At 64.7% G+C, this 14,071-nt stretch carries 12 protein-coding genes; 10 read left to right on the top strand and 2 right to left on the bottom strand.

Translation table 11 applies throughout. From position 1 onward, the window contains the following. Positions 1-77 precede the first annotated feature (77 nt). The 3 genes from QFZ30_RS11845 to QFZ30_RS11835 are packed head-to-tail and all read left to right on the top strand — an operon-like array spanning position 78 to position 1,907. The gene (locus QFZ30_RS11845) at positions 78-809 is read left to right on the top strand and encodes a DUF3710 domain-containing protein (protein WP_307076402.1); all 732 of its coding nucleotides are present in this window, start codon (positions 78-80) and stop codon (positions 807-809) included. Continuing rightward, positions 802-1,155, top strand: a complete 354-nt coding sequence (locus tag QFZ30_RS11840) for a hypothetical protein (RefSeq protein WP_307076400.1) — start codon at positions 802-804, stop codon at positions 1,153-1,155. The genes QFZ30_RS11845 and QFZ30_RS11840 overlap by 8 nt, the downstream gene beginning before the upstream one ends. Continuing rightward, complete coding sequence (locus QFZ30_RS11835; RefSeq protein ID WP_307076398.1) at positions 1,152-1,907, top strand: DUF3159 domain-containing protein; 756 nt, start codon at positions 1,152-1,154, stop codon at positions 1,905-1,907. The genes QFZ30_RS11840 and QFZ30_RS11835 overlap by 4 nt, the downstream gene beginning before the upstream one ends. Here the strand turns inward: QFZ30_RS11835 and QFZ30_RS11830 are convergent. After that, positions 1,874-2,656, bottom strand: a complete 783-nt coding sequence (locus QFZ30_RS11830; RefSeq protein WP_307076396.1) for a potassium channel family protein — start codon at positions 2,654-2,656, stop codon at positions 1,874-1,876. The genes QFZ30_RS11835 and QFZ30_RS11830 overlap by 34 nt on opposite strands. Continuing rightward, entirely contained in the window at positions 2,656-3,327 is a 672-nt protein-coding gene (locus QFZ30_RS11825) for a potassium channel family protein (protein ID WP_307076394.1), read from the bottom strand. The genes QFZ30_RS11830 and QFZ30_RS11825 overlap by 1 nt, the downstream gene beginning before the upstream one ends. 141 nt (positions 3,328-3,468) lie before the next feature. Between QFZ30_RS11825 and QFZ30_RS11820 the strand changes: the two genes are divergently transcribed. The 7 genes from QFZ30_RS11820 to QFZ30_RS11790 all read left to right on the top strand — a co-directional run bounded on the left by QFZ30_RS11820 (position 3,469) and on the right by QFZ30_RS11790 (position 14,067). Then, positions 3,469-5,415, top strand: coding sequence for an APC family permease (locus QFZ30_RS11820; protein ID WP_307080221.1), 1,947 nt, complete (start codon positions 3,469-3,471; stop codon positions 5,413-5,415). Continuing rightward, entirely contained in the window at positions 5,412-6,797 is a 1,386-nt protein-coding gene (locus QFZ30_RS11815) for a class I SAM-dependent RNA methyltransferase (RefSeq protein ID WP_307076392.1), read from the top strand. Before QFZ30_RS11820 ends, QFZ30_RS11815 begins: the two co-directional genes overlap by 4 nt. Before the next feature lie 164 nt (positions 6,798-6,961). Beyond that, entirely contained in the window at positions 6,962-9,772 is a 2,811-nt protein-coding gene (acnA, locus tag QFZ30_RS11810; protein ID WP_307076390.1) for an aconitate hydratase AcnA, read from the top strand. Positions 9,773-9,901: 129 nt separating this feature from the next. Beyond that, on the top strand, positions 9,902-11,875 hold the full coding sequence (gene dxs / locus QFZ30_RS11805) for a 1-deoxy-D-xylulose-5-phosphate synthase (RefSeq protein ID WP_307076388.1): 1,974 nt from the start codon (positions 9,902-9,904) through the stop codon (positions 11,873-11,875). Continuing rightward, entirely contained in the window at positions 11,872-12,489 is a 618-nt protein-coding gene (locus tag QFZ30_RS11800) for a DUF402 domain-containing protein (protein WP_307076386.1), read from the top strand. Before dxs ends, QFZ30_RS11800 begins: the two co-directional genes overlap by 4 nt. Continuing rightward, a complete protein-coding gene (locus tag QFZ30_RS11795; RefSeq protein WP_307076384.1) occupies positions 12,486-13,046 on the top strand; it encodes a hypothetical protein in 561 nt (186 codons plus the stop codon). The genes QFZ30_RS11800 and QFZ30_RS11795 overlap by 4 nt, the downstream gene beginning before the upstream one ends. A 43-nt stretch (positions 13,047-13,089) precedes the next feature. Continuing rightward, a complete protein-coding gene (locus QFZ30_RS11790; RefSeq protein ID WP_307076382.1) occupies positions 13,090-14,067 on the top strand; it encodes an aldo/keto reductase in 978 nt (325 codons plus the stop codon). The last annotated feature ends 4 nt before the right edge of the window (positions 14,068-14,071 follow it).

Below are 14,071 nucleotides of genomic sequence, written 5' to 3'. Positions count from 1 at the left end.
AATGCGGGTGGTATCGAAGACTTACGGCGGGACCTCCGGGCCGGCCAGGCACATTCACAACTAAGGAGACGACCCCCATGGTTTTTGGGCTCGGCAGGAAAGCCAAGAAGGACCAAGCAGCCGAACCGGATGATTCCCAGGTCTCAACGGAGCCGGAGGGTTCCGCCGACGAGGCCGCCGATGCGGCCCACAGCGCGGGGCAACGGGCCTCGGGGCCTTTCGACGTCTCAGAAATCTCCAGCCGCGACGGTTACGTGGATCTTGGCGCGCTTCTGGTCACCCCAAGCGAGGGTCTCCAGCTGAGGCTTGAGGTGGAGGAAGCCACCCAGCGTGTGGTGGCCGTGACGATGGATCTGAACGGCTCAAGCCTGCAGCTCCAGGCTTTCGCTGCTCCTAAATCCGAGGGCCTCTGGGACGAGATCCGGGAGCAGATCGGCCAGTCAGTGGGCAGCCAGGGCGGCCAGGTAGAAGAGGTACAAGGCGCTTTCGGGCCCGAGCTGATCGCCAAGCTCCCTGCAGGGGCAGCGGATGGAAGCCAGGGATACCGGGTGGCCCGCTTCATCGGCGTGGACGGCCCGCGCTGGTTCCTGCGCGGTGTCCTGGGCGGCGCTGCCGCGATGGACCGGGAAGCAGCTGCCCAGCTGGAGGCACTTTTCCGCCAGATCGTCGTGATCCGCGGTGACAGCCCCATGCCGCCGCGCGACCTGCTGCAGCTTCGCCTGCCCAAGGACGCCACCGTCACGCCACCCCCGGGAACGCCTGCGTTCCAGGAGCCCGAACGTGGCCCGGAGATCACACAGATTGGCTGATTCACCTCAGAGCGCTGCCCCGTCAGGGCGTTTCGGAGTGCCTGTCAGCGGCATCCCGGAAAAGGGACGGGTGGTGTGTCACGGGCACATTGAATCGGTCACCTACATGCCTGCCGACCAGACAGTCGCCTTTACCGCAATCGTTTCGGATTCCGAGGGCGCGCGGCCCGGCTCCCGTCCGGCGCCCGGGAGACGGCTGCGGGTGATCTGGCTGGGCCGGCACCGCGTGCCTGGCATCGACGCCGGGACCGAGGTCCGGCTTGAAGGCATGATCACGCAGAGCCAGGGCTTGCCCACCATGTTCAATCCACGCTACGAAATACTGTCCAGCCAGGAGAACGAATGACGTCGTCCCAGCAGCCCGAGCCGTCCTCGGGGCCACCCCGGCCCGAGCCGGAGCCTTCCGCTATGGCAGGGCTCGCGGAGGGCTACGCAGCCAAAGCCGGACTCCATCGCACGCACGACGGCCGGATCGATGTGCTCCGGAGCGCCGGCGGCATCCAGGGCATCGCCGAAAGCATTCTCCCGGGCCTGGTCTTCCTGATCGCTTTCACGATCACGCGGGACCTCACACCGTCGTTGGTGGCGGCCCTGGCCTCGGCTGCCGTCTTCACCGTCGTGCGCCTGGTGCAGCGGCGGCCGCTGACGCAGGCCCTTGCCGGGGTTGTGGGCGTCGGCATCTCCGCCTGGCTGGCAAACACCACTGGAAAGGCCGAGGATTTCTATCTTCCCGGCTTCATCACCAACGGTGCCTACATCCTTGCAATGGTCATCTCGATCTTCATCAAATGGCCTATCGCCGGTCTGCTGTTCGGCTTCATCCGCAATGAAGGTCTCGAATGGCGCAAGGATGCCGCCCGCGTGAAGGCGTACCGCCTGGGCACGTGGATCATCGTTGCGGTCCTGGTGCTGCGGCTTGTGGTCCAGGTTCCGCTGTACCTGATGGGGGAAGAGGGGCTGGCAGGGCTGGCCACCACCCGCCTCATCATGGGTGCCCCGCTCTACATCCTGGGTGTCTGGATTGCCTGGCTGGTCACCAGGCCGGTTCCCGCCACGAACGGAACTCAGCCCTCGAACCCGTCGCCCTCCGCTACCTGAGCGTCGACGGGCTGGACGGCGCCGGGATGCGTCACTTGATCCTGCTGCCGGGCACCGTCCGTCGGCTCCGCTGACTCCACAGATTCCGCTGACTCCGGCGAGAGCAGGGCTCGGAGCTCGTCCTCGGCCGCAATGGTCGTGACGAAGAACAGCTCGTCCCCGCCGTCGATCACGTCGTCCCGGCTGGGTGTAATGGGGGCATGGTCCCGCAGGATGGCCACAAGCGTGGAGTCCTCGGGCCAACGGATCTCGCCCACGGTCAGGCCGATGGAATGGGAATCGTGCGGGACGGTGAACTCCACCAGCGAGGACACCCCCGTCTGCAGCGTGAGCAGGCGGACCAGGTCACCGATCTCCACAGCCTCTTCCACCAGGGCGGTCATCAGCTGCGGTGTGTTGACTGCAACGTCCACACCCCAGGAATCGTTGAACATCCAGTCGTTCTTGGGATTGTTGACCCGCCCCACGGTGCGGCCCACGCCAAATTCGGTCTTGGCCAGGAGAGAGACCACCAGGTTCACCTTATCGTCGCCGGTGGCCGAGACCACGACGTCGGCGTCTTCCACCTTGGCCCCCTGAAGGGTGCTGAGCTCGCAGGCGTCGCCCACAAGCCAGTGTGCTCCGCGCAGTCCGCTGCGGCCGATGACCTCGGGTTTGAGGTCGATCAGCAGGATTTCGTGTTTGTGCGCCAGCAGTTCCCTGGCAATGGAGGACCCGACGCTGCCGGCACCCACGATAACGACTTTCACTACGACTCCTTGGCAGGTGCTTTGGCCAGGATCTGGGCGATCTGGGAACTCCGGTCCACCTGCAGCATCGCATGCACAGTGTCGCCGTCCTGGTAGGCGGTTCCGGGTTCTGGAAGCAGTCCTTCGCCGAACCGCGTGAGGTATGCCACCCGGACATCGGCGGCCTTTTCGATCTCGCTGACCCGGTGGCCGATCCAGCCGGCGTCGAGATCAAGTTCGGCGAGCACCAGGCGGCCGGACGGTTCCCGGAAATCGCCGGCGAGGTGCTGCTCAGGAAGGATACGGCGCAGGACCTGGTCCGCGCTCCACCGCACTGCGGCAACGGTGGGGATGCCCAGCCGCTGGTAGATCTCCGCCCGGCCAGGATCGTAGATCCGGGCCACCACGTGGGGGACATGGAAGGTTTCCCTGGCCACCCGGGTGGCCAGGATGTTGGAGTTGTCACCGCTGGAAACGGCGGCGAAGGCATAGGCCTCTGCGACGCCCGCCTGCTTGAGGGTGTCCCGGTCAAAGCCGACGCCGGTGACCTTGCGGCCGGTAAAACCCTGCCGCAGCCGGCGGAAAGCGCGGTCGTCCTGGTCGATGATGGCCACGGAATGGCCGGCGTCCTCAAGCGTATGTGCCAGCGTCGCCCCCACCCTGCCACATCCCATGATCACGAAATGCGCCACCCGTATCTCCTCAACTTCCATAGCCTGTTTGCTGCTGCTAGAACTCTACCGGCACGGCACGTGTGACAGCCGCCCGGAGGCCGTCATGACATAGAACGCGAATCAGACTAGCTTTGTGGGGTGCTGACAATAGTGAAACGGGTGCTGGTGGGCAGGCCCTTCAGGAATGACAGGCTTTCCCATACGTTGCTTCCCAAACGGATTGCGTTGCCGGTTTTCGCGTCCGACGCCCTGTCGTCCGTAGCGTACGCGCCGGATGAAATCCTGCTTACCCTTGCACTGGCGGGGGTAAGCGCTGTGGCGTTTTCACCGTGGGTAGGCCTCGCCGTGATGGTGGTCCTGCTGACGGTGGTGGCGTCCTACCGGCAGAACGTGCACGCCTACCCGTCCGGCGGCGGCGACTACGAAATCGCCAACGACAACCTCGGCAAGTTCGCCGGACTCACGGTAGCGTCGGCGCTGCTGGTGGACTACGTCCTGACCGTGGCAGTGTCGATGTCCTCGGCGGCCACCTACCTCACCACCGCCGTGCCCTCGCTTCACGGGCAGCAGGCGCTCATCGCCACGATCGGCGTCGTCATCCTTGCACTAGTAAACCTCCGCGGCATCAAGGAGGCCGGCAGCCTGTTCGCCGTCCCCACCTACATCTTTATGGCCTCGATCCTGGGCATGACAGCGGTGGGTGTTTTCCAGGCCGCCACGGGGCAGTTGGGCGAAGCGCCGTCCGCGGCGTTCACGATCGTCCCGGCTCCGGGCTTCGACGAAGGACTGGTTGGCCTTGCAGGAGCCTTCCTCCTGCTGCGGGCGTTCTCCTCGGGCGCCGCGGCCCTCACCGGCGTCGAGGCCATCAGCAACGGCGTCCCCAACTTTAAGGTCCCCAAGAGCAAAAACGCAGCCACCACTCTGCTTTTGCTGGGCGTCATCGGGGCATCGATGCTGGCGGGAATCATCTACCTTGCCAACGCCACCAAGGTCCACATTGTGCTGGACCCTGCCACGGAATTCCTCCTGAACGGCCTGCCGCTGCCGGAGGGCTACATCCAGAGTCCGGCCATCAGCCAGATCGCCCAGACCATCTTCGGGCCGGGTTCCATTCCCTTCTTCATCGTGGTGGCGGCCACCGGGGTAATCCTCGTATTCGCGTCCAACACGGCCTTCAACGGTTTTCCTGTGCTCGGCTCCATCCTGGCCCAGGACGGCTACCTTCCCCGTCAGTTGCGCACCAGGGGAGACCGCCTGGCGTTCAGCAACGGAGTGCTGGCCCTGGCAGCCGGAGCCCTGGTGCTGATCATCGCCTTCAACGCCGATGTCACCAAACTGATCCAGCTCTACATTGTGGGTGTTTTCATCTCGTTCACCCTCAGCCAGTTGGGAATGATCAGGCACTGGGGGAGGCAGCTCAAACTCGCCAAGGACAAAACCGCCCGACGGCGGATGGTCAAGTCCCGCACCATCAACAGCATCGGCTTCGGCATGACGGCATTGGTCCTGGTGATTGTCCTGGTCACCAAGTTCGAGCAGGGGGCCTGGATTGCCCTCCTTGCCATGCTCGTGCTGTTCCTGATCATGTGGAGCATCCGGGCGCATTACGACAATGTGGCCAAGGAACTCGCCGTGGACGAGGATTCCTCCCCACGGGCACTTCCCTCCCGGGTCCACGCGGTGCTTCTGGTCTCCCATGTGCGCAAGCCGGTTCTGCGGGCTTTGGCGTACGCTCGGGCATCGCGGCCCTCGCGGCTGGACGCCGTCACGGTGGACATCAACGCCGAGGAAACCGCGCATACGGTGGCTGACTGGGAAAAGCTCGACATCCCCGTACCGTTGACCGTGCTCGCGAGCCCGTACCGGGAGACCGTCACGCCCATCATGGAATACGTGAAAAACATGCGGCGTGATTCACCCCGCGACCTTATTGTGGTCTACATCCCCGAGTACGTCGTGGGCAAATGGTGGGAGCAACTGGTCCACAACCAGACAGCCCTGCGCATCAAGACCCGGCTGCACTTCGAACCTGGCGTGATGGTGGCCAGTGTCCCGTGGCAGCTGAAATCGTCCGAAGAAGCCAAGAACCTGCAGGATATCCAATGAGTCCCAAGATCCAGACGCCGGACAGCCATGCCAAGGAGACCGCAACAGAGCTCGTGCTGGACATCGGCCCGGTGGCCCACGGCGGCCACTGCGTGGCACGGCACGAGGGCAGGGTGATCTTTGTCCGCCACGGCATCCCCGGCGAGACGGTCCGGGTCAGGTTGACGGACGCGGAGGAATCCGCCAAGTTCTGGCGCGCCGACGTGGTTGACGTGCTTGACGCGTCGCCGGACCGCGTGGGCCACTTCTGGCACGTTGCGGACTCCCGGCGGGCCTGGGCCCACGGGCATCCCCCGGTGGGCGGGGCCGAATTCGGCCACATCTCGCTGCCCCGCCAGCGTGCCCTTAAAACGGCGGTGCTGGCGGAACAGCTCAAGCGGCTCGCCGCCGTCGAACATTTCCCCGGGACGGTGGAGGCGGTGGGCGACGGCCAGGCGGATGCGGACTTAAACCACGACGCCGGCGCCGGGCTTGGGTGGCGGACCCGGGCTGGTTTTTCGGTCACCACGGGCGGAAAACTGGGCATGCACGCGCACCGCTCCGACCACGTCATTCCCGTCCGGGAGATGCCGCTCGCGGTGGACGGCATCAACCGGCTCCGCCTGTGGGACATCGACCTGCAGGGGATCGACCGGGTGGAGGTGGCGGCACCGGCCAACGGCTCCCGCCCCCTGGTGCTGCTCGCCCCCGCCGCGGACACCAAGGCCAAACGGCTCAGCGCAATCGTTGCCCAGCTCCCGGACGACGTTTCCGTGGCCACCTTCGACCCGCTCAAGGACGAGGTCCGGCAGCTGAGGGGCCGGACCTGGGTCCAGGAGTCGGCCGCGGGACACGACTACCGGATCACAGGCGCCGGCTTCTGGCAGATCCACCGCGACGCGCCCGGAGCGCTTGTGGGGGCGGTCACAGAATTCCTTCATGACGGAGGCTTCCTGGAGCCGGGATCCGTGGTGGCCGATCTTTACGCGGGCGCCGGGCTTTTCACGGCGCCGCTGGCGGACGCAGTGGGGGAGACGGGCTCCGTCCTCTCCGTTGAAGGGGCCCCGGGAACCAGCCGGGATGCGCGCAAGAACCTGCACGGCGCACCGCAGGTGGAGATCGTGCAGGGGCGGGTTGAGCGTGTCCTGCGCCAGAAACCGCGGAATTTTGATGCCCTGGTTCTGGATCCGCCACGTGCCGGTGCGGGAAAGTCGGTTGTCAGCCAGCTGATCGCCGCCGGACCGCGGGCCATCGCGTATGTGTCGTGCGACCCGGCGTCATTCGCCCGTGATGTGGCTTACTTCCAGCAGGGCGGTTGGTCCCTGACCGGTCTGCGGGCGTTCGATCTGTATCCGCACACCCATCACCTGGAGACTGTGGCATTACTGACGCCCCGCCGCTGATACCACCACTATTTGCACTACTATGGCCCTAGTAATCACACGTCGCGCTCCGTAATCACGGCTGACAACCTGCATTTTTCCGGGCCTGCACTAATTAGGCCTGCCTAACTAGCAAGCGGTCTACCGCGCGACAAAGATGAAACTGTTGCGAGAGGAGTCCTGCGATGAGCACTGTGGACAGCTTCGGTTCAAAAGGCAAACTTAATGTAGCCGGAACCGAATACGAAATTTTCCGGTTGAACTCCGTTGAAGGTGCAGAAAACCTTCCGTTCAGCCTCAAGGTATTGCTAGAAAACCTGTTGAGGACCGAGGACGGCGCGAACATCACTGCCGATCACGTCCGCGCCTTGGCAGGCTGGGACCCAAATGCCCAGCCCGATACAGAAATCCAGTTCACCCCTGCACGCGTGATCATGCAGGACTTCACCGGCGTACCCTGCGTTGTTGACCTGGCGACGATGCGTGAGGCAGTCAAGGAACTGGGCGGCGACCCCAAGCGGGTCAACCCGCTGGCACCCGCGGAAATGGTCATCGACCACTCCGTGCAGATCGACGCTTTCGGTAACTCCGGCGCGCTGGAGCGCAACATGGAGATCGAATACCAGCGCAACGGCGAGCGTTACCAGTTCCTTCGCTGGGGCCAGACGGCGTTTGATGACTTCAAGGTTGTTCCCCCGGGAACCGGCATCGTGCACCAGGTCAACATCGAGTACCTGGCCCGCACCGTGATGACCCGCGAGGTGGACGGTGCGCTCCGCGCCTACCCCGACACCTGCGTCGGCACCGACTCGCACACCACCATGGTCAACGGACTTGGTGTCCTGGGCTGGGGCGTCGGCGGCATTGAAGCCGAAGCAGCCATGCTGGGACAGCCTGTGTCCATGCTCATCCCCCGTGTTGTGGGCTTCAAGCTGACCGGATCCATCCCGGCCGGCGCCACCGCAACCGACGTGGTGCTCACCATCACTGAGCAGCTCCGCAAGCACGGTGTGGTGGGCAAGTTCGTCGAATTCTACGGCGAGGGCGTTGCGGCAGTGCCGCTGGCAAACCGCGCCACCATCGGCAACATGAGCCCGGAATTCGGCTCCACCGCCGCAATGTTCCCGATCGACGACGTCACATTGGACTACCTGCGGCTCACCGGCCGCTCGGACCAGAACGTTGCCCTCGTGGAGTCCTACGCCAAGGAACAGGGCCTCTGGCATGATCCGTCGCGTGAGATCAAGTTCTCCGAGTACCTCGAGCTGGACCTGTCCACGGTTGTTCCCTCCATCTCAGGCCCGAAGCGTCCCCAGGACCGCATCGAGCTCACTGATGCCAAGGAACAGTTCCGCAAGGACATCCACAACTACGTCGCCATCGAAGACGGCAGCGTGGACGAGTCCCTGGACGAATCCTTCCCGGCCTCCGATGCTCCGTCGTTCACGCACGCCGACTCGCACACCACCGAGACAAGCCGCGTCGTGTCCGCCGCGAACGGCGCGTCGGGACGCCCATCAACCCCGGTGCACATCAAGACCGAAGACGGCCGCGAGTTCGAGCTGGACCACGGAGCGGTTTCCATCGCCTCGATCACATCCTGCACCAACACGTCCAACCCGTCCGTGATGCTGGCCGCCGCACTGCTGGCCCGCAACGCCGTGGACAAGGGCCTGGCGTCCAAGCCGTGGGTCAAGACCTCCGTGGCTCCGGGCTCCAAAGTGGTCACCGACTACTACGAGAAGTCAGGCCTGACCCCCTACCTGGAGAAGCTCGGCTTCTACATCGTGGGCTACGGCTGCGCCACCTGCATCGGCAACTCCGGCCCGCTCGACGCCGAAATTTCCGAGGCCATCCAGGCCAACGACCTCTCCGTCACCGCCGTGCTCTCCGGTAACCGCAACTTCGAAGGCCGCATCAACCCGGACGTGAAGATGAACTACCTGGCCTCCCCGCCGCTGGTCATCGCCTACGCCCTGGCCGGATCTATGGACTTCGACTTCGACACGGACTCGCTCGGGCAGGACCAGGCCGGCAATGACGTCTTCCTGAAGGACATCTGGCCCAACCCGGTCGAGGTCCAGCAGGTCATTGATACCTCGATCGACAAGGACATGTTCGCCCGCGGCTACGAGGGCGTCTTCGACGGCGATGACCGCTGGAAGGCCCTCGATACCCCGGCCGGTGACACCTTCGCCTGGGATCCCAAATCCACGTACGTCCGGAAGCCCCCGTACTTCGACGGCATGAAGGCCCAGCCTGAGCCGGTATCGGACATCGCCGGCGCACGCGTGCTGCTGAAGCTGGGCGATTCGGTCACCACCGACCACATCTCCCCGGCCGGTTCCTTCAAGTCGGACACCCCGGCCGGCCAGTACCTCCTGGCCAACGGTGTGGAACGCAAGGACTTCAACTCCTACGGCTCACGCCGTGGCAACCACGAAGTCATGATCCGTGGCACGTTCGCCAATATCCGCATCAAGAACCAGATCCTGGACGGCGTTGAGGGTGGCTTCACCCGCGACTTCACCCAGGCCGGCGGCCCGCAGGCCTACGTCTACGACGCCGCCCAGAACTACCAGGCAGCCGGCACACCGCTGGTGGTCCTGGCGGGCAAAGAATACGGATCCGGATCATCGCGTGACTGGGCAGCGAAGGGCACCGCGCTCCTGGGCGTAAAGGCTGTCATCGCCGAAAGCTACGAGCGCATCCACCGCTCCAACCTGATCGGCATGGGCGTCCTGCCCCTGCAGTACCCGGCCGGAGAATCCGCAGCGACCCTGGGCCTCACCGGAACCGAGGTCTTCTCAGTGGAAGGCGTCACCGGGCTGAACGAAGGCATCACGCCCAAGACCCTCAAGGTCACCGCCGCCGGTGAAGACGGCTCCGTCAAGTCGTTCGACGCCGTGCTCCGCATCGACACTCCGGGCGAAGCGGACTACTACCGCAACGGTGGCATCCTGCAGTACGTTCTGCGCCAGATCTCCGCAAACTAGCGGGGTTTTTGAACCCAGGCACCACCCTCCGAAGCCCCGGCCGGTCCCCGACCAGCCGGGGCTTCGGCTTTGCATTTCAGCCGAGGCGTTAGAGTTAAAAGGCACGTCTACCACCCGAAGGAGGGGTCATTGGGAATCTTGGACACCATCCGGAATCCGCAGGACCTGAACGAGTTGTCCCAAACGCAGCTGGAGCAACTGGCCGCTGAGATCAGGGGTTTCCTGGTCACCAACGTCTCGCAGACGGGTGGACACCTCGGCCCCAACCTCGGCGTCGTGGAACTCACCATGGCCGTACACCGCATTTTCGACTCGCCCCGGGACAGCATCGTCTTCGACACCGGCCACCAGTCATATGTGCACAAACTCCTCACCGGCCGCCAGGACTTCAGCACGCTGCGCCAGCAGGGCGGCATGTCCGGTTACCCGTCCCGCTCCGAGTCCGAGCACGACATCCTGGAAAGCTCACACGCCTCGTCGTCCCTGTCCTGGGCCGACGGCATCTCCCGTGCGCGGCAGCTCACCGGCGAGGGCGACCGGTACGTCATTGCCGTGGTGGGCGACGGCGCACTGACCGGAGGCATGGCCTGGGAGGCCATCAACAACATCGCCGCGGACAAGCACCGACGCGTAGTGATTGTGGTCAACGACAACGGCCGGTCGTACGCGCCGACGGTCGGCGGCTTTGCGGACTATCTGGCCTCGCTGCGTCCCACCATCGACTCTTTCCGCGCGGCCCCCGCCTACGAAGGCACCCTGGACTGGTGGAAGAGGAGGCTCCAGAACGGCGGCCCGATAGGCCAGTTCACGTATAAGAGCCTGCACGCCATGAAGAAGGGCATCAAGGACTGGTGGGCTCCGCAGGGAATGTTTGAAGACCTCGGCATGAAGTACATCGGCCCGGTGGACGGACACAACCTCCAGGCCATGGAGCACGCGCTGTCCACGGCCAGGAACTACGCCGGCCCGGTCATTGTGCATGCCATGACGGAGAAGGGCCACGGGTACGCACCGGCGCGTGCCCATGAAGCTGACCAGTTCCACGCAGTAGGCGTCATCGACCCCGAGACCGGAGAACCAACGGGCGCAGCCGGTGCCCAGTCATGGACCTCTGTCTTCGCTGAGGAAATCGCACAGATTGCCGACGAACGCGAAGACATCGTTGGCATCACCGGAGCAATGCTGATCCCTGTGGGGTTGCACAAATTCGCAGCGAAACACCCGGACCGCGTCATCGACGTCGGCATCGCGGAGCAGCACGCGCTGACCTCCGCTGCCGGAATGGCATTCGGCGGGCTACACCCGGTCGTCGCTGTATACGCCACCTTCCTCAACCGCGCCTTCGACCAGCTCTTGATGGATGTTGCCCTGCACAAGGCAGGTGTCACCATCGTCCTGGACCGGGCGGGTGTGACGGGACCGGACGGCGCAAGCCACCACGGCATGTGGGACATGTCCATGGTCCAGATCGTGCCGGGACTCCACCTCGCCGCACCGCGGGACGCCTCACGCCTGCGCGAAGAACTCCGCGAGGCAGTGGCCATCAACGATGCTCCCAGCGTGGTCCGGTACTCGAAAGGGACCGTGGGAACGGAAGTGGACGCGATCGAACGGCTGAGCGACGGCGTGGACGTGCTGGCCCGCAGGCCCTCGGGTTCCACCGAGAACGATGTCCTGATCGTAAGCGTGGGCGCCATGTCCGAACTCGCCCTGGATGTTGCCAACAGGCTCGGTGCCCAGGGCATCAGCAGCACGGTGGTGGATCCGCGCTGGGTACTGCCTGTGCGCCGTTCCATCATCGCCCTGGCATCCCATCACCGGCTGGTCATCTGCATCGAGGACGGCGTCCGCGCCGGCGGTGTGGGTTCACGGATCAGGCAGGAAATGCGGGCGGCCGGGGTGGACACCGCCCTGAACGAGGTTGGCCTGCCGGCGGAGTTCCTCGACCACGGCACCCGCAGCCAGGTGCTGGAGCGTGTCGGGCTCACTGCCCAGCAGGTAACACACGACGTCGTCGCCCAGGTTCTGGGAACCAAGGTCCCCTTTGCGCGTCCCCTGCCGGGTCAGGAACACCCCACCACCGGCAGTCTGCCGATTCTGTGAGGGAAGAAGACGCACTCAAATATCCGGGCGCTTTGGGCGACGCTGCCACAGTAAAGCACATCAGCACCACCAGGGTTCCCTCCGGCTTGGAACCCGGCCAGCTGGTGGTGGCACGGAACAGGAAGTGGAACGGAAAAGCCCATTGGGTGGTACCGGGACGCTACGTGGGCGAAGACCGGCACGGCTGGTGGATCTTCCAGGGCACCAACGAGTTCTGCTCGCGGCCCGGAGCCGCCTTCTACACGGAGTCCGATGCCGTGCTGCTGATACCGCGCACCGGGGACTGGGTGGCCACTTTCTACGACGACGCCAACCCCAACCGTGTCCGGGTGTACGTGGACCTGGCCGTTGCCCACGAGTGGACTGAGATCCGGCCCGCGGTCACCGAGTTCCACGTGATCGACATGGATTTGGACGTCATCCGCACCTCGGACCGTGGGGTCTTCATCGACGACCAGGACGAGTTCGCAGAGCACAGGCTCGCCATGAATTACCCGGCCCGCCTGGTGGAATCCATCCAGGCAGCCGCGGACCAGCTCTATCAGGCCGTCAAGGCACAGCAGGCTCCATTCGACGGCACGGACGTTGAATGGTTCACGAAGGGACGGGCATGAGCGGAATTATCAGGGTCTACAAACGTGACGACGAGGGAGTGCTTCACTTCCGCGAGGGTTGGTTCGACGAGGACTACAGCCAGTTCGTGATGAACTACGGTGTGGTGGGCCACCAAAGCAAGACCGAAGAGACAGATGTCGCCGACGCGGAGGCAGCGGAAGGCCTCATGGACGCTTTTGCTGTCCAGTGCGCGGAGGACGGTTTTGCCGAGATCCCCGACGAAGAGCAGTTTTGGGTTGTGGCCCAGTTTGCCCTCAAGACCAAGGACGGCACCGACCGGGACCGCTACCTGGAGGAAAAGGCGAAGGACGCACTCATCAGCCATCTCGCGTGGCGTGGCCTTGGCACCGTGGAGCGCTCGGAGTTCAGCGACTACAAGCTGAACATCTTCTGCCTGTGCCCTGAGGTGAACAAGGCAGTGAACGCGATCAAGGTCTGCAGCCGAGGCGAGGACCTGGATTTCACCAAGCTCAGCATCGGTGCCGCCCCCTACGCCGAACCAGGCGACTTCAAGCTCAAGCACTCCGCGAAACCGGCCAACAGCTTCAGCCTCTGACGGGCCGGAAGAGCAGGCGTTTCAGCCGTTATAGGGTGATTCCATGACTGAATACCGACGCTTGGGCAACTCCGGACTGACCGTTTCCGTTGTGGGGCTCGGATGCAACAACCTGGGCCGCGCCAATACGGCGACGGAGACGCAGGAGGGGACCGACGCCGTCGTCCATGCCGCCCTTGACGCCGGCGTGACGCTTTTCGACGTCGCCGACACCTACGGGCGCGAGCCCGGCCTCAGCGAAACCATGCTCGGCAAGGCCCTTACCGGCCGGCGTGACGACGCCGTGGTGGCCACCAAGTTCGGGATGGACATGCGCGGCGCCAACGGTCCGGACTTCGGAGCCCGGGGCTCCCGCCGGTATATCATCCGGGCGGCAGAGGCGTCGCTGCGCCGGCTGGGAACGGACTGGATCGACCTCTACCAGTTCCACACGCCTGATCCGCTGACTCCCATCGACGAGACGCTGTCCGCACTGGACCATCTGGTGACCAGCGGGAAGGTCCGCTACATCGGGCACTCGAACCGTGCCGGTTGGCAGATTGCCGAGGCCGAATTTGTGGCCCGGGCCAGCGGACTGACGCGTTTCATCTCCACCCAGAACCACTACAGCCTGCTGGACCGGCGCGCCGAACTGGAGGTCACCCCGGCGGCAGAAGCCTACGGCCTGGGGGTGCTGCCCTATTTCCCGCTGGCCAACGGGCTCCTGACCGGAAAGTACTCGGCGGACACCGCCCCCCGGGGATCCAGGCTCAGCCACACCCGGACCCACTTGGTTCATGATGCGGACTGGGACCAGCTGGGGCGCTTCGGTGCCTTCGCTGCCGATCGTGGCCTCACGGAGATCCAGGTGGCCTTTTCCTGGCTGGCTGCCCAGCCCTCGGTCGGCAGCGTTATCGCCGGAGCCACCAGGCCGGAGCAGGTCCGCCAGAATGCAGGGGCGGTGGCCTGGGTGCCAGGGCGCGAGGAGTTGGCGGAACTGGATGAGATCTTTCCCGCTGTCCCCAAAGTGGCACTCTTCTAGCCGG

Origin of the sequence: Arthrobacter pascens (genome assembly GCF_030815585.1) — a bacterium.
GTDB lineage: Bacteria > Actinomycetota > Actinomycetes > Actinomycetales > Micrococcaceae > Arthrobacter > Arthrobacter pascens_A.
The sequence above is the reverse complement of the archived record's forward strand: the minus strand, read 5'-3'. Positions and strand labels throughout refer to the sequence as shown.